This window comes from Streptomyces coeruleorubidus, from assembly GCF_028885415.1.
Lineage (GTDB): Bacteria > Actinomycetota > Actinomycetes > Streptomycetales > Streptomycetaceae > Streptomyces > Streptomyces coeruleorubidus_A.
In genome coordinates this window covers 5,643,658-5,662,192 of sequence record NZ_CP118527.1, presented here as the reverse complement: position 1 = coordinate 5,662,192, position 18,535 = coordinate 5,643,658, and the positions used below count along the sequence as shown (strand labels likewise).

General features: G+C 70.5%; 19 protein-coding genes and 1 pseudogene. 10 read left to right on the top strand and 10 right to left on the bottom strand.

Annotated features, from left to right (window positions below; translation table 11 throughout):
- Window positions 1-17 precede the first annotated feature (17 nt).
- Together PV963_RS26385 and PV963_RS26380 are read right to left on the bottom strand one after the other, a co-directional pair.
- A complete protein-coding gene (locus tag PV963_RS26385; protein ID WP_274818203.1) occupies window positions 18-1,094 on the bottom strand; it encodes an LLM class flavin-dependent oxidoreductase in 1,077 nt (358 codons plus the stop codon).
- 48 nt (window positions 1,095-1,142) lie between these two features.
- A complete protein-coding gene (locus PV963_RS26380; protein WP_274822315.1) occupies window positions 1,143-1,292 on the bottom strand; it encodes a hypothetical protein in 150 nt (49 codons plus the stop codon).
- Window positions 1,293-1,452: 160 nt separating this feature from the next.
- Here PV963_RS26380 and PV963_RS26375 point away from each other — a divergent pair, with 160 nt between their 5' ends.
- The gene (locus PV963_RS26375; protein WP_274818202.1) at window positions 1,453-1,788 is read left to right on the top strand and encodes a YnfA family protein; all 336 of its coding nucleotides are present in this window, start codon (window positions 1,453-1,455) and stop codon (window positions 1,786-1,788) included.
- 21 nt (window positions 1,789-1,809) lie between these two features.
- On the opposite strand, the gene PV963_RS26370 is transcribed toward PV963_RS26375, so the two are convergent.
- Window positions 1,810-2,244, bottom strand: a complete 435-nt coding sequence (locus PV963_RS26370; protein ID WP_274818201.1) for an ester cyclase — start codon at window positions 2,242-2,244, stop codon at window positions 1,810-1,812.
- Window positions 2,245-2,366: 122 nt separating this feature from the next.
- Here PV963_RS26370 and PV963_RS26365 point away from each other — a divergent pair, with 122 nt between their 5' ends.
- Window positions 2,367-3,143, top strand: a complete 777-nt coding sequence (locus PV963_RS26365; protein ID WP_274818200.1) for an SDR family NAD(P)-dependent oxidoreductase — start codon at window positions 2,367-2,369, stop codon at window positions 3,141-3,143.
- Entirely contained in the window at window positions 3,143-3,301 is a 159-nt protein-coding gene (locus tag PV963_RS26360) for a hypothetical protein (RefSeq protein ID WP_274818199.1), read from the top strand. Before PV963_RS26365 ends, PV963_RS26360 begins: the two co-directional genes overlap by 1 nt.
- A 26-nt stretch (window positions 3,302-3,327) precedes the next feature.
- Here the strand turns inward: PV963_RS26360 and PV963_RS26355 are convergent, their stop codons facing one another.
- The gene (locus tag PV963_RS26355) at window positions 3,328-4,521 is read right to left on the bottom strand and encodes an RtcB family protein (RefSeq protein WP_274818198.1); all 1,194 of its coding nucleotides are present in this window, start codon (window positions 4,519-4,521) and stop codon (window positions 3,328-3,330) included.
- Window positions 4,522-4,692: 171 nt separating this feature from the next.
- Here PV963_RS26355 and PV963_RS26350 point away from each other — a divergent pair, with 171 nt between their 5' ends.
- The 3 genes from PV963_RS26350 to PV963_RS26340 all read left to right on the top strand — a co-directional run bounded on the left by PV963_RS26350 (window position 4,693) and on the right by PV963_RS26340 (window position 7,868).
- A complete protein-coding gene (locus PV963_RS26350) occupies window positions 4,693-5,520 on the top strand; it encodes a DUF3558 domain-containing protein (RefSeq protein ID WP_274818197.1) in 828 nt (275 codons plus the stop codon).
- A gap of 118 nt (window positions 5,521-5,638) precedes the next feature.
- On the top strand, window positions 5,639-6,505 hold the full coding sequence (locus PV963_RS26345; RefSeq protein ID WP_274818196.1) for a DUF3558 family protein: 867 nt from the start codon (window positions 5,639-5,641) through the stop codon (window positions 6,503-6,505).
- A gap of 115 nt (window positions 6,506-6,620) precedes the next feature.
- The gene (locus PV963_RS26340; RefSeq protein WP_274818195.1) at window positions 6,621-7,868 is read left to right on the top strand and encodes a DUF2637 domain-containing protein; all 1,248 of its coding nucleotides are present in this window, start codon (window positions 6,621-6,623) and stop codon (window positions 7,866-7,868) included.
- Between the two features lie 51 nt (window positions 7,869-7,919).
- Here the strand turns inward: PV963_RS26340 and lysS are convergent, their stop codons facing one another.
- Window positions 7,920-9,665, bottom strand: coding sequence for a lysine--tRNA ligase (gene lysS / locus PV963_RS26335; RefSeq protein WP_274818194.1), 1,746 nt, complete (start codon window positions 9,663-9,665; stop codon window positions 7,920-7,922).
- 149 nt (window positions 9,666-9,814) lie between these two features.
- Here lysS and argS point away from each other — a divergent pair, with 149 nt between their 5' ends.
- Window positions 9,815-11,587: an arginine--tRNA ligase gene (argS, locus tag PV963_RS26330; RefSeq protein WP_274818193.1), complete on the top strand. Its 1,773-nt coding sequence runs from the start codon at window positions 9,815-9,817 to the stop codon at window positions 11,585-11,587.
- A gap of 76 nt (window positions 11,588-11,663) precedes the next feature.
- Here argS and PV963_RS26325 read toward each other — a convergent pair whose 3' ends face one another.
- Complete coding sequence (locus tag PV963_RS26325; protein ID WP_274818192.1) at window positions 11,664-12,047, bottom strand: peptidase inhibitor family I36 protein; 384 nt, start codon at window positions 12,045-12,047, stop codon at window positions 11,664-11,666.
- A gap of 308 nt (window positions 12,048-12,355) precedes the next feature.
- Between PV963_RS26325 and PV963_RS26320 the strand changes: the two genes are divergently transcribed.
- Window positions 12,356-13,114 carry a peptidoglycan-binding protein gene (locus tag PV963_RS26320; RefSeq protein ID WP_274818191.1) on the top strand — a complete coding sequence of 253 codons (759 nt, stop codon included), beginning with the start codon at window positions 12,356-12,358 and terminating at the stop codon, window positions 13,112-13,114.
- Window positions 13,111-13,938 carry a helix-turn-helix domain-containing protein gene (locus PV963_RS26315; RefSeq protein WP_274818190.1) on the top strand — a complete coding sequence of 276 codons (828 nt, stop codon included), beginning with the start codon at window positions 13,111-13,113 and terminating at the stop codon, window positions 13,936-13,938. The genes PV963_RS26320 and PV963_RS26315 overlap by 4 nt, the downstream gene beginning before the upstream one ends.
- 12 nt (window positions 13,939-13,950) lie before the next feature.
- Here the strand turns inward: PV963_RS26315 and PV963_RS26310 are convergent, their stop codons facing one another.
- Window positions 13,951-14,451, bottom strand: a complete 501-nt coding sequence (locus PV963_RS26310) for a DinB family protein (protein ID WP_274818189.1) — start codon at window positions 14,449-14,451, stop codon at window positions 13,951-13,953.
- A 114-nt stretch (window positions 14,452-14,565) separates the two neighbouring features.
- Here PV963_RS26310 and PV963_RS26305 point away from each other — a divergent pair, with 114 nt between their 5' ends.
- The gene (locus PV963_RS26305; protein WP_274818188.1) at window positions 14,566-15,351 is read left to right on the top strand and encodes a DUF4253 domain-containing protein; all 786 of its coding nucleotides are present in this window, start codon (window positions 14,566-14,568) and stop codon (window positions 15,349-15,351) included.
- 9 nt (window positions 15,352-15,360) lie between these two features.
- Here PV963_RS26305 and PV963_RS26300 read toward each other — a convergent pair whose 3' ends face one another.
- The 3 genes and pseudogenes from PV963_RS26300 to PV963_RS26290 all read right to left on the bottom strand — a co-directional run bounded on the left by PV963_RS26300 (window position 15,361) and on the right by PV963_RS26290 (window position 18,509).
- Window positions 15,361-16,194: an arylamine N-acetyltransferase family protein gene (locus PV963_RS26300; RefSeq protein WP_274818187.1), complete on the bottom strand. Its 834-nt coding sequence runs from the start codon at window positions 16,192-16,194 to the stop codon at window positions 15,361-15,363.
- 71 nt (window positions 16,195-16,265) lie between these two features.
- Complete coding sequence (locus PV963_RS26295) at window positions 16,266-17,507, bottom strand: PLP-dependent aminotransferase family protein (RefSeq protein ID WP_274818186.1); 1,242 nt, start codon at window positions 17,505-17,507, stop codon at window positions 16,266-16,268.
- A gap of 99 nt (window positions 17,508-17,606) precedes the next feature.
- Window positions 17,607-18,509: pseudogene (locus PV963_RS26290) on the bottom strand (SAM-dependent methyltransferase).
- Window positions 18,510-18,535: the final 26 nt, after the last annotated feature.

Sequence of the window (18,535 nt, the reverse complement as noted above, 5' to 3'; positions counted from 1 at the left end):
CGGTGACTACCGTCCTCTCACCCTCGGGCCCCGGCGAGCCGGGCGGCGTGGGTCGGCGCGTCCGGCACGTCCGCCGGGCGGCCCACGGCGAACTCCTTGCGCAGCACCGGCACGACCTCCTCGCCCAGCAGGTCGATCTGCTCCAGCACGGTCTTCAGCGGCAGCCCGGCGTGGTCGACCAGGAACAGCTGGCGCTGGTAGTCGCCGGCGTAACTGCGGAAGGCCAGCGTCTTCTCGATGACCTGCTGCGGGGAGCCGACGGTCAGCGGCGTCTGCGCCATGAAGTCCTCCAGCGACGGCCCGTGCCCGTACACCGGCGCGACGTCGAAGTACGGCCGGAATTCACGCACGGCGTCCTGCGAGTTCCGCCGCATGAACACATGCCCGCCGAGCCCGACGATCGCCTGCTCGGGCGTGCCGTGCCCGTGGTGCGCGTACCGCGTCCGGTACAGCTCGACCATGCGCTCGGTGTGGTCGGCCGGCCAGAAGATGTTGTTGTGGAAGAAGCCGTCGCCGTAGTACGCGGCCTGCTCGGCGATCTCCGGGGAGCGGATCGACCCGTGCCAGACGAACGGCGGTACGCCGTCCAGCGGACGGGGCGTGGCGGTGAAGCCCTGCAGCGGCGTGCGGAAGTTCCCCTCCCAGTCGACGGACTCCTCGCGCCACAGCCGGTGCAGGAGGGCGTAGTTCTCGATCGCGAGCGGGATGCCCTGGCGGATGTCCTGCCCGAACCAGGGGTAGACGGGGGCGGTGTTGCCGCGGCCCAGCATCAGATCCACCCGGCCGTCGGCCAGGTGCTGGAGCATCGCGAAGTCCTCGGCGATCTTCACCGGGTCGTTGGTGGTGATGAGGGTGGTGGCCGTGGAGAGGATCAGCCGCTCGGTGCGGGCGGCGATGTGGCCGAGCATGGTGGTCGGGGACGAGGGCACGAACGGCGGGTTGTGGTGCTCGCCGGTGGCGAAGACGTCGAGGCCGGCCTCCTCGGCCTTCAGCGCGATGGCGATCATGGCCTTGATGCGCTCGCGTTCGGTCGGTGTCCGGCCGGTGGTCGGGTCGGGCGTGACGTCGCCGACGCTGAAGATCCCGAACTGCATGGTCGCTCACCCTCCAGGTTGTTTACACTTCAACCATACCGCCGGGTGTCAGAAGTGGTAGGGGTCCCCCGTGTCCAGGACGAGCACCCGCTGCCGCTCGTCGCACCGGACGCGGTCCACCGCCCCGCCGACCCACACCGTGTCGAGCGCCGGCACCACCTCCGGCGGCGCCGGGGGCCCGTGGTTGCGAGCTCGCACGGCGAAAACCCGCACTCTCCCCGTACCGCCCGCTCCTCACACGCCGGAACAACCACCACTGGGACACCCCGATACATCCCACGCGCAGCGCCCCCCAGGCGCCGTCCAACAGGTAGCACCGCACCCCTTGCGTCCCACCTGGGCGTGCGAAGCTGCCCGCATGCAGATCCTGCGTTCGGCCACCCTCTTCGTCCTCGCCGCCCTGCTGGAGATCGGCGGCGCGTGGCTGGTCTGGCAGGGCGTGCGCGAGAACAAGGGCTGGCTGTGGGCGGCCGGCGGCGTCCTCGCCCTCGGCGCCTACGGCTTCGTCGCGACGTTCCAGCCCGACGCCCACTTCGGCCGCGTCCTCGCCGCGTACGGCGGGATCTTCGTCGCCGGCTCGATCCTCTGGGGCGTGATCGCGGACGGCTACCGCCCGGACCGCTGGGACATCACGGGCGCACTGATCTGCCTCGCGGGCATGGCAGTGATCATGTACACCCCGCGAGGAAACTGACCGGCCTCCTGGGCCGAGGGCTCAGGACGGCTCGTCGGGCAGCAGCCCCAGCTGCCCCAGGAAGTCCATCTCGTCGAAGTACAGGCGGTAGTCGACGATCCGGCCGTCCTTCACGGTGGCGATGTCCACCCCGCGGATCCTGATCTCCTTCTGGGTCGGGGGCAGCGTCTCACCATTGGGCAGTTGCAGCGGCCCGGTGTTCCGTCCGCTGAAGATCCCTTCGTCGATGGCGGTGTCGCCGACTTCGTAGGAGTGCAACGTCTGGAACGTCGCCTCGGGGAGCGCCTCCGTCATCGTCCGCCAGTACTCGACGATGTCGTCGCGCCCGTGCAGCTCGCCCTCGTCGGGGGTGAAGGCGACCGCGTCCTCGGCGTACAGCTCGCTGATGACGTTCAGATCGGCGTGCGTGGTGACCGCGTCCGTGAGCCGGTCCATGACCTGGCGTGCCTCTCCCATGTCCAACCTCCAGAGGGAACAGGAGGATCACCCGTCCCCATTCTCCCACCGCGGAGCCCACCTATCCTGGCCGGAGGCCTTCGCACAGAAGTCGGCCCGTCCACCACGCCCGAGGAGCTCCCATGGCCACCGCCGCCCCGTCCGCCGCCTCCCGCATCGCCGTCGTCACCGGTGCGAGCAGCGGAATCGGCGCCGCCACGGCCCGGCAGCTCGCCGCCGCGGGCTACCGCGTCGTCCTCACCGCCCGCCGCAAGGACCGCATAGAGGCGCTCGCGGAGGAGATCACCAAGGCCGGCCACCAGGCCACGGCGTACCCCCTCGACGTCACCGACCGCGCGGCGGTCGACGAGTTCGCCACGGCCTTCAAGACGATCGGCGTGCTGGTCAACAACGCGGGCGGCGCGCTCGGCGCCGACCCGGTCGCGACCGGCGACCCGGCCGACTGGCGCCAGATGTACGAGACGAACGTCATCGGCACGCTCAACCTCACCCAGGCCCTGCTGCCCAAGCTGATCGCGAGCGGCGACGGCACGGTCGTGGTCGTCTCCTCCACCGCGGGCCACGGCACCTACGAGGGCGGCGGGGGCTACGTCGCCGCCAAGCACGGCGCGCACGTCCTCGCCGAGACCCTGCGCCTGGAGATCGTCGGCCAGCCGGTCCGCGTCATCGAGATCGCCCCCGGCATGGTCAGGACGGACGAGTTCGCCCTGACCCGCTTCGGCGGCGACGAGGACAAGGCGGCCAAGGTCTACGAGGGCGTCGCCGAACCCCTCACCGCCGACGACGTCGCCGACACCATCACCTGGGCGGTCACCCGCCCCAGCCACGTCAACGTCGACCTCCTGGTCCTGCGCCCCCGCGCCCAGGCCTCCAACACGAAGGTCCACCGGGACCTGTGATGCCGGAGGCCGAACGGGACCAGGACCTGGAACAACGGCGCCTCGCCCAGGAGACGAAGAACGAACGCCACATGTGGTGGTGGCTCGCCTACTTCCTCTTCGGCATCCACATCGTGGCGTTCGTCATGATCTACGCGGTGATGCACGCACCCGAGTGAAAGGGCAGCCCCTCACCCGAGGGGGCTCAGCCCTTCACGCACACGACCTGCTTCAGCTTCGCCACGACCTCCACCAGGTCCCGCTGCTGGTCGATGACCTGCTCGATCGGCTTGTAGGCGCCCGGGATCTCGTCCACGACGCCGGAGTCCTTACGGCACTCCACGCCCCGCGTCTGCTCCTCCAGGTCCTTCGTCGAGAAGCGGCGCTTGGCCGCATTGCGGCTCATGCGCCGGCCCGCGCCGTGTGAGGCCGAGTTGAAGGACTTGTCGTTGCCGAGGCCCTTCACGATGTACGAACCCGTGCCCATGGAGCCCGGGATGATCCCGTACTCGCCCGAGCCGGCCCGGATCGCGCCCTTGCGGGTCACGAGCAGGTCCATCCCGTCGTAGCGCTCCTCGGCCACGTAGTTGTGGTGCGCGCTGATCTCCGGCTCGAAGGTCGGCTTCGCCTTCTTGAACTCCTTGCGGATCACGTCCTTCAGGAGCGCCATCATGATCGAGCGGTTGTACTTCGCGTACTCCTGCGCCCAGAACAGATCGTTGCGGTACGCCGCCATCTGCGGGGTGTCCGCGACGAAGACGGCGAGGTCGCGGTCGACCAGGCCCTGATTGTGCGGGAGCTTCTGGGCCACGCCGATGTGGTGCTCGGCCAGTTCCTTGCCGATGTTGCGGGAACCGGAGTGGAGCATCAACCAGACAGAACCGGTTGTATCCGTGCAGATTTCGACAAAGTGGTTGCCCCCGCCGAGCGTTCCCATCTGCTTCGTGGCCCGTTCCTGACGGAATTTGACCGCCTCCGCCACTCCCTCGAACCGCCCCCAGAAGTCCTCCCACCCGGCAGTGGCCACCCCATGGAACCGCCCGGGGTCGACGGGATCGTCATGCATCCCCCGCCCCACCGGAATCACCTGCTCGACCCGCGACCGCAGCCGGGACAGATCCCCGGGCAGGTCGTTCGCCGTCAGGGACGTCTTCACCGCCGACATTCCGCAGCCGATGTCGACGCCCACCGCCGCCGGGCACACCGCACCCTGCATGGCGATGACCGAGCCGACCGTCGCGCCCTTGCCGTAGTGCACGTCGGGCATGACGGCCAGGCCCTTGATCCAGGGCAGCGTGGCGACGTTCTGGAGCTGCTGGAGTGCGGAGCCCTCGACCGTGGACGGGTCGGTCCACATCCGGATCGGTACTTTCGCACCAGGTATCTCTACATACGACATAGCGTCCTCAATCCCCCGTGAACGAACAGAAGTCCTCAACAGCAAATACCGGAGCCAAGGTCTACGAAAGGGAATCCGGACCGGCGTCCACGGCAGTGCGTGCGATACACATTGTGTTCACCGGCCGCCCCGCGGCGGCAAGTCAATATCCGCGTCGAGAGGAGCCACCACGTGCAACGGAAGGCGTACGCACCCGGCATCGCCGCGCTCCTCGCGGCCCTGCTGGCCGGCTGCACCGGCGGCTCCGGCGACGACGGCCCGACGGACGACTCCAACCGGGGCGGCACGGGCACGGCCTCGGCCGCCGCCGAGCCGGGCCGGTACCGCACTCTGCCCGAGCCCTGCGGCGCCGTCGGCCACAGCTCCCTCGACGAACTCCTGCCCGGTATCCGGCAGATCACCGACGGGGAACAGCGCGAGAAGGCGTACGAGGGCGAGGCGACGGTCACGTACGACACCGACCGCAAGGTCGGCTGCCAGTGGAAGGTCGACTCACAGCAGGCCACCGACCATCTGCTCGTCGACTTCGAACGGGTCGTCTCCTACGACAGCGCGGTCAGCGACGACAGTCAGGCCGAGCAGCTCTTCGCGGAGAAGGAGGCGGCGGCCCACCTGCCCGAGCCGACCGTCACCGAGTCGACCGCCACCGAGTCGACGGCCGCCGGCAGCACCCCCACCGGCAGTTCCTCCACCGCCCCGAGCGGCTCCCCGTCCCCGTCCGGCACCTCGTCCCCCTCGGCGTCCGCCGCCTCGACCGATCTCCAGCCCCGCGTCCTGGAGGACGTCGGCGACGAGGCCTTCCTCGACGACGAGCTGAGCAGCTCCGGTTCGACGGCCAAGCAGCGGACGGTGACTGTGGCATTCCGCACGTCGAACGTCATCGTGACCATCGAGTACGCCGAGCAGCCGGCCACCGTCGGCGTCGTCCCGGACAGCAAGGAAATGCAGGACAGGGCCCGGAAACTGGCCTCGCAGCTGGCCGACTCGCTGAGCGACTGAGACCCCTTCACGCGCCCTTCACGCGCCCGCGCAAAGCACCCGAAGGAAGAACACACAGCAGCCTCACCGCGTACCGTGACCACTCGGACCCGTTCCGACCGCAGGAACCACGAGCGTCATGAGTGAAGGAACCATGCAGCGACGAGCACAGCGAGACCGAGACCAGCGAGTGAAGCGACTCAACCGCGTCCTTGTCTGCGCGGCCGCCGTCCCCGTGATGCTGGTCGCCGCCGGCTGCTCCTCGGACTCCGGCTCCGGCGACAGCACGGACAAGGCCGCGAAGGCCGCCGCCTCGGCGTCCGCGAGCCCGTCGCCGACCGTGCAGGCGGCGGCGTACGGCAAGCTTCCGGAGCCCTGCAAGGTGCTGTCGAAGAAGACGCTGAAGGACCTCGTCCCGCAGGGCAAGTCGGGCAAGGAGGGCAAGTCGGACGACATCTCGACCCGCGGCAACTGCTCCTGGAACAGCCTGGACAACAACGGCGTCAAGGGCTCGCAGTTCCGCTGGCTGAACGTGTCGATGCTGCGCTTCGAGTCGGACGTCACCCGCGGCCCGGCCGACAAGCTGGCCCAGGAGTACTTCGAGAAGCAGGTCCAGGACGCCCAGGCCGTGGACGGTGCCAAGAGCGCCAAGTCGGAGCCGGTGCCCGGGACGGGCGACGAGGCGACGGCCGTGCGCTACGAGCTGAAGAAGAAGGAAGGCACCTTCAAGCAGCAGACGGTCGTGGCACGCGTCGAGAACGTCGTCGTCACCCTCGACTACAACGGCGCGGGCCTGGCCGGCGACAAGAGCCCGAGCGCCGACGACCTGATGAAGGACGCGAAGAAGGCCGCCAAGGAGGCGGTGGCGGCGGTGTCCGAGGCGAACGGCGCGGGCGGCGCCAAGGCGAGCGGCGCCCCGTCCAAGTCCCCGTCCAAGGCCCCCTCGGACGAGCCCTCGAACGACGCGTCGGAGTCGCCGTCCAAGAAGCCCGCTTCGAAGAGCTGAACAAGCCCGACGGGAACCGGCCACCCGTCCTCCGCACACATGTGCCACCCTGTTGCGCGCAACAACACGCAAGGGGAGGGGAGTACGGGTGGCCGCGCCACTTCAGCTGACTCGGATGCACCGCGTTCTCATCGGTGTGGTCGTGGCCGGTGCCGTGATCATCGCCGGCATCGGCTTCGCCGGTTCGTACGCGGCCGTCCGCGAATTGGCCCTCAAGAAGGGCTTCGGGAACTTCTCCTACGTCTTCCCGATCGGCATCGACGCGGGCATCTGCGTCCTGCTGGCCCTGGACCTGCTCCTCACCTGGATCAGGATCCCCTTCCCGCTGTTGCGCCAGACGGCGTGGCTCCTGACGGCGGCGACGATCGCCTTCAACGGCGCTGCTGCCTGGCCGGATCCGCTCGGTGTCGGCATGCACGCGGTGATCCCGATCCTGTTCGTGGTCGCGGTCGAGGCGGCCCGCCACGCGATCGGCCGGATCGCCGACATCACGGCCGACAAGCACATGGAGGGCGTCCGCCTCACCCGCTGGCTGCTCTCCCCCGTCCCGACGTTCCTCCTCTGGCGCCGCATGAAGCTCTGGGAGCTCCGCTCCTACGACCAGGTCATCAAGCTGGAGCAGGAACGTCTCGTCTACCGGGCCCGGCTGCGCTCCCGCTTCGGACGGGCGTGGCGCAGGAAGGCCCCGGTGGAGTCCCTGATGCCGCTACGGCTGGCGCGCTACGGCGTCCCCCTGGCGGAAACGGCCCCGGCGGGGCTGGCGGCGGCGGGCATAGAACCGGCCTTGATACCCCCGCCGCCGCAGACCGATCCGGCTGCGGGCAGTCGTACCACCGGGGCGGCACCCGGCCCGCAGAAAGCGGCACCTCCCGGCGAGCAGCGCCCACAACTCGAGAGCAACCACAACGCCGAGCGAGCGGACGACATCCCGGAGCCGGACCAGAGCCCCTGGTTCAACGCCCCGCGTGAGGTCGAGTACCAGGGCGGCTACGACCCGGCCTACGACCCCGAGCAGTACGCCCAGTGGATCGCCGAGCAACAGCATGCCGAGCAGTACCTCGACCAGCCTCGCGAGGAACCCACGCCGGAAGACACCGGCGGCTTCCCCATCCCGGTAGGCCCCAACCGCACCCGCGAACTCGGCGAGGGCGGCGGCACCCCGCCCTCACCGGAGCCGGACGAGGAGTCCTACTACCAGGTCTTCAAGCAGTCGATCAACGGCAGCTACCCCACCCCGAACCAGCTCGTCGACAACCTGGAAGCGGAATACGGCATCCGCATCGACACCACGGAAGCCAAGCGCATGGTCGACCGCTTCAGCAGCCGCCACTACAAGGAACTGGAAGAAGAGCACATCGCATGAAGCATGAAGGGAGGGGCCCTGCGCGCAGAGCCCCTCCCTTCACACCGGCGACTACTCCCCGAGCAGGGCCCGCACGCGCTCCTGCCCCACCGCCAGCAACAGCGTCGGCAGCCGCGGCCCCGTGTCCCGCCCGACCAGCAGGTGGTACAGCAGGGCGAAGAAGGACCGCTGGGCGGTCTTGATCTCCGGCGGCAGTTCCTTCGGCGTGGCGTCGGCCGAGAACCCGGCCTGCACCTTCGGCACGCCGTAGACGAGGTGCGTCAGCCCGTCCAGCGACCAGTGGTCGGCCAGTCCGTCGAGCAGCAGCCGCAGCGACTCCCGCCCCTGGTCGTCGAGCGACTTCAGCAGCTCGGTGTCGGGCTCGTCCCGCACGATCGTCCGCTGTTCGGCGGGCACATGCGTGTTGATCCAGGCCTCGGCCTTGTCGTACCGCGGCCGGACCTCGTCGAGCGAGGTCAGCGGCTGCTCCGGGTCCAGCTCGCTCAGGATCCGCAGTGCCTGGTCCTCGTGCCCGGCGGTGATGTCCGCGACGGACGCCAGCGTCCGGTACGGCAGCGGCCGGGCCGTGCGCGGCAGCTCACCGGCGGCCGTGCGCACCGCGCGCGAGTGCGCGGCGGCGTCGGCGGGCAGGGCGCTGCCGTCGGCGACCTTGGCGTCCAGCCGGTCCCACTCGTCGTACAGCCGCTGGATCTCCTGGTCGAAGGCGACCTTGAAGGACTGGTTGGGCCTGCGCCGGGCGTAGAGCCAGCGCAGGAGCTGCGGCTCCATGATCTTCAGGGCGTCGGCGGGCGTGGGCACGCCGCCCCGCGAGGAGGACATCTTGGCCATGCCGGAGATTCCGACGAACGCGTACATCGGCCCGATCGGCTGCTTCCCGCCGAAGATCCCGACGATCTGCCCGCCGACCTGGAACGACGACCCGGGGGACGAGTGGTCGACACCGCTCGGCTCGAACACGACACCCTCGTACGCCCACCGCATCGGCCAGTCGACCTTCCAGACCAGCTTGCCGCGGTTGAACTCGCTCAGCCGGACCGTCTCGGAGAAGCCGCACGCGGTGCAGGCGTACGTCAGCTCGGTGGAGTCGTCGTCGTAGGACGTGACGGTCGTGAGGTCCTTCTCGCAGTTGCCGCAGTACGGCTTGTACGGGAAGTACCCGGCGGAGCCGGAGCTGCCGTCGTCCTCGCCGGCCGCGCCGGAGCCCTCGGCGGCCTCCAGCTCGGCCTCGTCGAGGGGCTTCTGCGACTGCTGCTTCTTGGCGGGGGCCTTCTTCGTCCGGTACTGGTCGAGGATCGCGTCGATGTCGCCGCGGTGCCTCATGGCGTGCAGGATCTGCTCGCGGTACACGCCGGAGGTGTACTGGGCGGTCTGGCTGATCCCGTCGAACTCCACGCCCAGCTCGGCCAGCGACTCGATCATCGCGGCCTTGAAGTGCTCGGCCCAGTTGGGGTGCGAGGAGCCCTTGGGCGCCGGGACGGACGTCAGCGGCTTGCCGATGTGCTCGGCCCACGACTCGTCGACGCCGGCGATGCCCTGGGGCACCTTCCGGTACCGGTCGTAGTCGTCCCAGGAGATCAGGTGCCGCACCTGGTGTCCCCGGCGGCGGATCTCGTCGGCGACGAGATGCGGGGTCATGACCTCGCGCAGGTTCCCGAGGTGGATGGGGCCGGACGGCGAGAGGCCGGACGCGACGACGACGGGTTTGCCCGGGGCCCGACGCTCCGACTCCTCGATGACCTCATCCGCGAAACGGGAGACCCAGTCGGTGGTCTCGGTGCTCTGAGCCACGATCGGCACGTCCTTCTTTCTGCATCGGGCAGCCGGTACGGTCGCACGGCTGACCGCACCATTGTCCCAGACCTGCGTGCGCCCGGAAAAACGCCTTTACCCCCATGGGATACTGGCCGTGTCTATCCATTCCCTCGAGGAGAACGGCACCCTTTCCTATGGCCTCGGTCACGTCCCTCAGCGACTCCGTCCACCAGCGCCTCGCGGCGGCCCTGTCGGCAGCCCTGCCGCAGGCCGGTTCCGCGGACCCGCTGCTGCGACGAAGCGACCGGGCCGACTTCCAGGCCAACGGGATCCTGGCCCTCGCGAAGAAGGAGAAGGCGAATCCGCGGGAGCTGGCGGCGCAGGTCGTCTCGCGGGTCGAGTCGGGTGACGTGATCAAGGATGTCGAGGTCTCCGGCCCCGGCTTTTTGAACATCACGATCACGGACCGGGCGATCACGGAGAACCTCGCCGCGCGCTACGCGGACGACACCGGCCGCCTCGGCGTGCCGCGCGCCGAGCACCCGGGCACCACGGTCATCGACTACGCCCAGCCGAACGTGGCGAAGGAGATGCACGTCGGTCACCTGCGCTCCGCGGTGATCGGCGACTCGGTGGTGCAGTTGCTGGAGTTCACCGGCGAGAGCGTGGTCCGGCGTCACCACATCGGCGACTGGGGCACCCAGTTCGGCATGCTCATCCAGTACCTGGAGGAGCACCCGCACGAGCTGGACCACAGGGACGGCGGGGACCTCCAGGCCTCCGGCGAGCAGGCGATGTCGAACCTGGACCGTCTCTACAAGGCCGCGCGGGGGCACTTCGACTCCGACGAGGAGTTCAAGACGCGGGCCCGGCGCCGGGTGGTGGACCTCCAGGCGGGCGACCCGCACACACTCGCCATGTGGCAGAAGTTCGTGGACGAGTCGAAGATCTACTTCTTCTCCGTCTTCGAGAAGCTGGACATGGAGATCCGGGACGCGGACATCGTCGGCGAGTCGGGCTACAACGACATGCTCGACGAGACCTGCCGCCTGCTGGAGGAGTCCGGCGTCGCGGTCCGCTCCGAGGGCGCCCTCTGTGTCTTCTTCGACGACGTCAAGGGCCCGGACGGCAATCCGGTCCCGCTGATCGTCAAGAAGTCGGACGGCGGCTACGGCTACGCGGCGACCGACCTCTCGGCGATCCGCGACCGCGTCTTCAACATCAAGGCGAACACGCTGCTGTACGTGGTGGACGCCCGCCAGTCGCTGCACTTCAAGATGGTCTTCGAGACGGCCCGCCGGGCGGGCTGGCTGAACGAGGACGTGCACGCGGTGCAGCTCGCCTTCGGCACGGTCCTCGGCAAGGACGGCAAGCCGTTCAAGACCCGTGAGGGCGAGACGGTCCGCCTGGTCGACCTGCTCGACGAGGCGATCGACCGTGCCTCGGCGGTGGTCCGGGAGAAGGCGCAGGACCTCTCCGAGGAGGAGATCGCCGAGCGGGGCACCCAGGTGGGCATCGGCGCTGTGAAGTACGCGGACCTGTCGACGTCGGCGAACCGGGACTACAAGTTCGACCTGGACCAGATGGTCTCGCTGAACGGCGACACGTCCGTCTACCTCCAGTACGCCTACGCCCGTATCCAGTCGATCCTGCGCAAGGCCGGCGAGTCCCGCCCGGCCGCGCACCCCGAGCTGGAGCTGCACGAGGCGGAGCGCGCGCTGGGCATGCACGTGGACTCGTTCGGGGCGACGGTGGCGGAGGCGGCGAAGGAGTACGCCCCGCACAAGATGACGGCGTACCTGTACCAGCTGGCGTCGCTGTACACGACGTTCTACGACAAGTGCCCGGTGCTGAAGGCCGAGTCGCCCGAGCAGATCGAGAACCGCCTGTTCCTCTGCGACGTCACGGCCCGCACGCTCCACCAGGGCATGGCCCTGCTGGGCATCCGGACGCCCGAGCGGCTCTGAGCCCGGCCCTGCCGTGAAACAGGCCGAGGGCGGCACCCCCCGTAGGGTGCCGCCCTCGGTTGTTACGGGGCGCAGGTCACTTGCAGTTGACCCACTTGTTGGACTTTATGTAGTGGCCCTTGCTGTCGGTCGCCTTGTTTCCCCTCGGGATGATGCCGTCGCTCCCGCGGTGGTTCTTCTCGGAGAACCACTGGAAGTCGCAGGAAGCGCCGTGGTTGTACCAGGACCGGAAGTTCTGGAAGACAGCGAACTTGGTCAGGTCCTTGTTGGTCCCCGCGACCTTCTGCATGCGGCCGGTGTAGTTCTGTCCGGCCCAGACGCAGAACCAGCCCGACGGACAGTCCGACGCGGCCTGCGGCCCGACCTCGGCCGCACCGGCCGTACCCGCGCCGCCGGCCAGCAGACCACCGGTCAGCGCGAGGCCCCCGGTCATGACGGCGAGCTTCCTGGTCATACGCATGCTGTTTCCCCCTTCGTGGGCGGGCCGACCGCACCGGCCGGCTCGGCAACGAGACTGCGGCCCGGGGACCCGGGTCCGCCACAGTCGCCTCCGAAGTGACGTACGCGCGGGACGTCCCACGCGCTGACCTGCGGCGATGCCGTACGCCGGGACGACGCGGCGGGACGGTCGCGGTGGGGTGTGGCCAAAACAGTAGGGGGCGGCCGGGAGAAAGGAACCGATGTATGGGGCACCGCGTGGATGCTGGTGCAGAATGCGGCGGTAACGGGGACCGCTGACCACGGTCCACGAACGCGAGTGGGGGGAACATGTCGCGTTGGAAAGGGCTGCCCGAAGAACTGGACCCGCGCGTACGGCAGTTGGTGGTGCGATTACGCCGGGTGAAGGACCACAGCGGACTGAGCCTGCGCCAGCTCGCGGCCAAGACGGGGTACAGCACGTCGTCCTGGGAGCGCTACCTGGCCGGCAGGTCGCTGCCGCCCAGTCAGGCCGTCGAGGCGATGGCCCGGCTCGGCGGTGACGACCCGACCCGGCTCCTGGCACTGCACGAGGTCGCCGCGGAGGCGTGGGGCGAGGCGGCGGAGCAGCAGAGAACACCGGTCAGGCCCGATACACCCCGGCCCCACGGCCGGGCACTGCGCATCACGCTCACAGCCGGATCGGTGGCGCTGGTGCTGGCCGTCTCCGCCGCGGTCCTGCTGGCCGTACGGCTCACGGACGGCGAGGGCAAAGCGGCCGCGGCCGGCCTCACCGCCTCCGCCACGACGGCACCGGGGTCGCCCAAGGAGTCGCAGGGACCCCGGTACACCTGCCGGTCGGAGCGGATCGACGGCCGCTGGTACGCGGGCAACAGCCGCACCCAGAAGGCCGTCCTGGCGAACGGCCACGCCGGACCGGAGGTGGCCGAGGCACAGTGCCTGCTGCGCGAGGCGGGCCTCTCACCGGGCGCCGTGGACGGCATCTTCGGCCCGAACACGGAACGCGCCGTCAGGGCCCTTCAGAAGCGGGCGAACCTGGTCGTGGACGGGATCATCGGCCCGCACACCTGGAAGGCCCTGCGGGAATGACGCGGCCCTCGCCCGGTGCGCTGCCGCCCGAACGCTCGCGGCTCGCCTCCGTACTGAGGGAGTTGAAGGCGGGTACGGGCCTGAGCCTGGCGGCTCTCGCGGCGAAGACCACCTTCAGCAAGTCGTCCTGGGAGCGCTACCTCAACGGCAAGACGCTCCCGCCGCGCCAGGCGGTACAGGAGCTGTGCCGCCTGGCGGGCGAACCGGAGGGCCGGTGTCTCGCGCTGTGGGAGCTTGCGGAGTCGCAGTGGAGCGGCCGGGCGGTGCCGACGGCGCATACGGACCCGCCCGCGCGCCCGGAGCCGGACGTCGGACCTGCCGCCGGCGGCCGGGGCGCGGTCTTGGCGATCCTCGCGTCGGTGTGCGCGACAGCGGCCGGCGGCCTGTCCGTGGCCCTGGTCCTCCTCGCGGGCCAGTCCGGCGACCCCCGGCCGTCCCCGCCGCCCCTGCAGTCCCCTTCCGCGCCGGCACCCCGCTGCCGTGGGGCCACCTGCGAGGGCAGGAGTCCGGTGCACATGAGTTGCGGCGTGGCTCCGCTCACGCTCGCCTCGCACCGCACGTCCACCGGAGCCCACCTGGAACTGCGCTACAGCGAGAAGTGCGAGGCCGGCTGGGCCCGGATGTGGGGCACGCGGATCGGCGACCGGCTGGAGCTGAACAGGCCCGACGGAGGCCGCCCGCACTCCGCCGAGATCACGGACGACGTCGCCGCACTGTCCTACGTCTACACGCCCATGACCGAAGCCAGGCCCGGCACGACCGTCCGGGCCTGCTTCCGCCCGGTGACGGGAGGCAGCCGCGAGTGCTTCGACGCCCGCGTCTGACCGGCCGCCGGGTCAGCGCCGGGCCGTGGTGCCGGCGCCGTCGAGTGCCTCCCGGACGATGTCCGCGTGCCCGGCGTGCTGGGCCGTCTCCCTGATCAGGTGCAGCAGGATCCGGCGCGCCGACCAGTACTCGGGCTCGGGCGGCGACCACGCAGTCGTCGGCAGAAGCACGTTCCGTCCCAGGTCCGGCAGCCCGGCCAGGGCCTCGTCGGTGGCCCGGGCGGCCGCCGCGTACCGCTCCAGCAGCCCGGCGAGCGTGTCGCCCTCGGCCATCCGGTACTGCCCCATGTCCAGCATGCCGTCGGGCAGTTCACCGTCTCCCTCGACCATGATCCGCGTCCATGCCTCCTCGCCCTGGGCGAGGTGCTTCACGATCCCGCCCAGGGTCAGCTCACTGACGGTCGTACGCTGTGCGGCCTGCGCGTCGGTGAGTCCGCGCACGGTGATCAGCAGCAACTCCCGCTGCTCCGCGAGCGCCTGCGACAGGTCCGTCTTCTCCGGGGAAGTGGTCATGGGACGACCGTAGGGAGCATGTAGGTCGGATCCTGTCCGCTGACCTGCTCGGCCCATGCCTGTGTCAGTGGTCCGCTCATGCCACTGTCAGTGGTCGGCTCTACAGTCACCACCATGGCGACTCTTCCCAACCCGCTGCCCGCACTCGCGGCCGACCCGCGCGGTCGTGCGCTCGGGCTCCAACTCCCCGCCGGCGCGCTCGTCGACACCACCGACGAGGGCCCCTGGCACGAGCCGTTGCTGTGGCGCGCGGACGAGCGGGCCCTGCCGGGTGGCTGGGCAGCACTGGAGCCGGCCCGTCGTACGGGGCTGCTGCCGGTCCTGCTCGATGTGGGCGACGGGCACGGCGGGCCGGACCGCTGGGAGTTGATGCCCGGCGGGGTGTCGTATCCCGGGGACCACGACGCCGAGGAGGTGCTCGCGGAGTACTGGGAGGAGTACGCCCCGGAGGGCGACGCATGGCCCGGGCCGGCCGGCCCGCCCCCGCTCCAGCAGGACCCTGACGTCGTCGCCGCCGGCGTCGCGGACTCGCTGCTCGACGGCGGAGGCCCGCTGAAGGATCCCCGCCTCGCCCTCGTCCCGGCCCGCCGCAGCGCGGACATCCCGACGGCGATCGGCTGGACGGGCCCGGCGAACCACGAGGGCGACACGGCCCGGCTCAGCGCGGTGCTGCGCTCCTGGGAGGACCGCTTCGGCATACGGGTCGTGGCGCTCGGCTTCGATCACCTGCTGGTGTCGGTCGCCGCCCCGCCCGTCACCCTGGCCGACGCGGAGGCCGTCGCCGCCGAGCACTTCGCGTTCTGCCCGGACAACGTCTGGCAGGGCACAGACCCGACGGTGCGGGCCTACGCCGAGCACCAGGTCCTCGACCAGCCGGTCTGGCACTTCTGGTGGGACTGACGCGGCCCGTCAGCCGGTCAGCAGCGTCATCTCCTGCGGCGCGGTGATGCCGAACTCCTCGTCCAGGAGCTGTCGCGCCTCCGCCTCACCGGTCACCTCCCGCTCGGTGACGGTCCCGTCGGGGTGGGTCTCCCTGAGGAGCCGGCCGTCGAGCAGGAGATGCCGCGTGGAACTGAGGTGCTGGAGGTAGGGGCGCTGGGTGAACGGCGAGCGCGGGTTGGTCGCGACGTGCCAGTTGATGACGTCGAAGTCGGGCTTCTCGAAGGGCTCCAGGGTGAAGGCGTACTGCCCGATCCAGTCGTCCTTGCCCGGGGCGTGGGCCTGGAGCAGCCACATCTCCAGCGGACCGTCGTGCGGCACGTGCACCAGGCGGTGCCGCCGTCCGGCCCCGGCGAACTCGACGTCCGCCAACAGCGGCACCGGCTCCAGCAGCGAACCGATCGCCCCGAAGCCGACGTCCGCGAGGTACGGCCGTGGTTCGCCGGGGACCTCGGCGAGCAGCGCCATGTGCGTGCGCGGCCGGCTCGCGATGTTGTCGGCGCCCAAGGCGACCCGCGCGGCCAGCAGGGTCACCCGGAAACCCAGCGCCTCCAGCGCTCGGGCGAACAGCGTGTTGTGCTCGTAGCAGTAGCCGCCGCGCCGGCTGTGGACCAGCTTGGCCATGAGGTCGGCCGGATCGAGGGAGGGAGCCCTGCGGCGCAGTGCGTCGAGGTTCTCGAACGGGAGGGCCCGCAGGTGCGCCAGATGCACACCGCGCAGGGTGGCCGCGTCGGCCCGCCGCTCCCCCTCCCATCCGATCCGCCGGAGATACGCGTCGAGGTCGAACTGTAGGGAGTCGAGCATGACGTCACCGTAACCAGATCCGTCCCGGCCGCCCGCAGTCCACAGCCGGAACCGCACCCCCGCCGTTGGTCCTAGTCCCCCGGCGTGCCGACCCGCAGTCCTTTCCCGAGCCTCCGCAGCCCTTCCTCGATCTCCTCCGGCGTCTGCGTCACGAAGCACAGTCGCAGGGTCCTGCGGTCGGGCGTGCCGGCGTAGAAGGGGGCGCCCGGGACGTACGCCACGTCGTAGCGCACGACCTGCGGCAGCAGGGCCGTCGTGTCGTACGGCTCGGGCAGGCGCGCCCAGAGGAACATGCCGCCCTCGGGCCGGGTCCAGACCGACCCCTCGGGCAGCGCACCGGGCAGCCCAGCGAGCATGGCGTCCCGGCGTTCGCGGTACACGCCGGCGACGCGCGTGACGTGGGCGTCCAGGTCGTGGTCGGCGAGGTACCGGGCCGCGGCGAGCTGGTTGACGGTCGGCGTGTGCAGGTCGGCGGCCTGCTTGGCGACGGCACAGGCGCGCCGCAGCTCGCCGGGCGCGCGCAGCCAGCCCAGCCGCAGACCGGGCGCCATGACCTTGGAGAAGCTGCCGAGCAGGACCGTACGGTCCTCGGCGCCCGGGTGGGAGGCGATCCACGGCACGCGTTCGCCCTCGTAGCGCAGCTCCCCGTAGGGGTCGTCCTCGACGATCCACAGCCCGCGCCGGGCGGCGACGGCGGCCACGGCGGCGCGCCGCTCGGCGGGCAGCGTGCGGCCGGTGGGGTTCTGGAAGGTGGGCACGGTGTAGAGCAGCTTGGGCCGCTCGCGCACCACGAGCTCCTCCAGCGCCTCGGGATCGACACCGTGCTCGTCGCCGGGCACGGCCACGACCCGCGCTCCGGCGAAGCCGAACGCCTGAAGGGCCGCCAGATAGCAGGGGTTCTCGACGAGGACGGTGTCGCCGGGTTCGAGCAGCGCGGTGGCAAGGAGCGAGAGGGCCTGCTGGGAGCCGGTGGTGACGAGCAGGTCGTCGGGACCGGTCGGCAGTCCGCGTGCCGTGGTGCGGTCGGCGAGCGCGGCCCGCAGCACGGGCTCGCCCTCGGTCGTGGAGTACTGCAGCGCCCGCGCGGGTTCCTCGGCGAGGACGGCCCGGTACGTGGCCGCGATGCCCTCCGCGTCGAACAGCTCCGGCGCCGGCAGCCCGCCCGCGAAGTTGATCACCTCGGGGCGGGCGGTGACGGCGAGGATGTCCCGCACGGGAGAACCGCCGACCGATCGCGCCCGCGCGGCGAGCGGCGGCACGGGAGAGTGGGCAGGCGCGGTCTCGGTCTCGGGCTCGGGTTCGGTGACGGTCATGACACGGCTCCTTCGACTGCGGTGACGGCTGGTGCGCCGCAGCCTAGAGAAGTACTTGCCGCCTACAAACACATTTCCGCGATCCGGACACGGCACGGCTCAGCCCTTGGCGGCCAACCCCGCATACACGTTGATGTCCGCGTCCGTGACGTCGTTGATGTCGCGGTAGCGGACCTTCTCGATGTCGTCGAGACCGGCGAGGTACGACTCCTCCGGCTGCTCGGGGACGGGAGCCGCGTTGTCGGGCCGCCAGCGGTGCGCGGGCACGACCCCCGGGTCGGCGATCTCCAGGGCGTTCTCCGTGAAGAACCGCTCCACCTCCGCCCGGGACCGCAGCACGAAGGTGAACCCCCGCTCGGTGTACGTCCGCTGGACCGCCCGGATGTTCTCGGGGTTGAGGTCCTCGGTGAGGTGACTGAGCACCAGCCGGCTGCCGACGGGCAGCGCGTCGAGCAGCTCGCCCACCAGCGGATACGCCTCCTCGTCCGCGACGAAGTGCAGGATGGCGACCAGGCAGAGGGCGACCGGCTGGTCGAAGTCCAGGGTCTTGGCGGCCTAGTCGAGGATGCGGGCCGGATCCCGCAGGTCGGCGTCGATGTAGTCCGTACGCCCCTCGGGCCCGCTCGTCAGCAGGGCCCGCGCGTGCGCGAGCACGACCGGGTCGTTGTCGACGTACACGACCCGCGAGTCGGGCGTGATGCGCTGCGCGATCTGGTGCACGTTCTCGGCGGTCGGCAGTCCCGTGCCGATGTCGAGGAACTGCCGGATGCCGTCCTGCTCGACCAGTGTGGTCACCGCGCGGCGCAGGAAGTCGCGGTTGTGCCGTACGTCGAGGTACCCGCGCGGGTTGGCGGCGAGCGCGGCGGCGGCCGCGTCCCGGTCGGCCGGGTAGTGGTCCTTGCCGCCGAGGAAGACGTCGTAGACCCGGGCCGGGTGCGCCTTGCTGCTGTCGATCCTCCTCTGCAGCTCGGCGGGATCCTGGCTGAGGGCGTCACCGGTCATGGACGTCTCCCTGAAGAGTAGGTGGT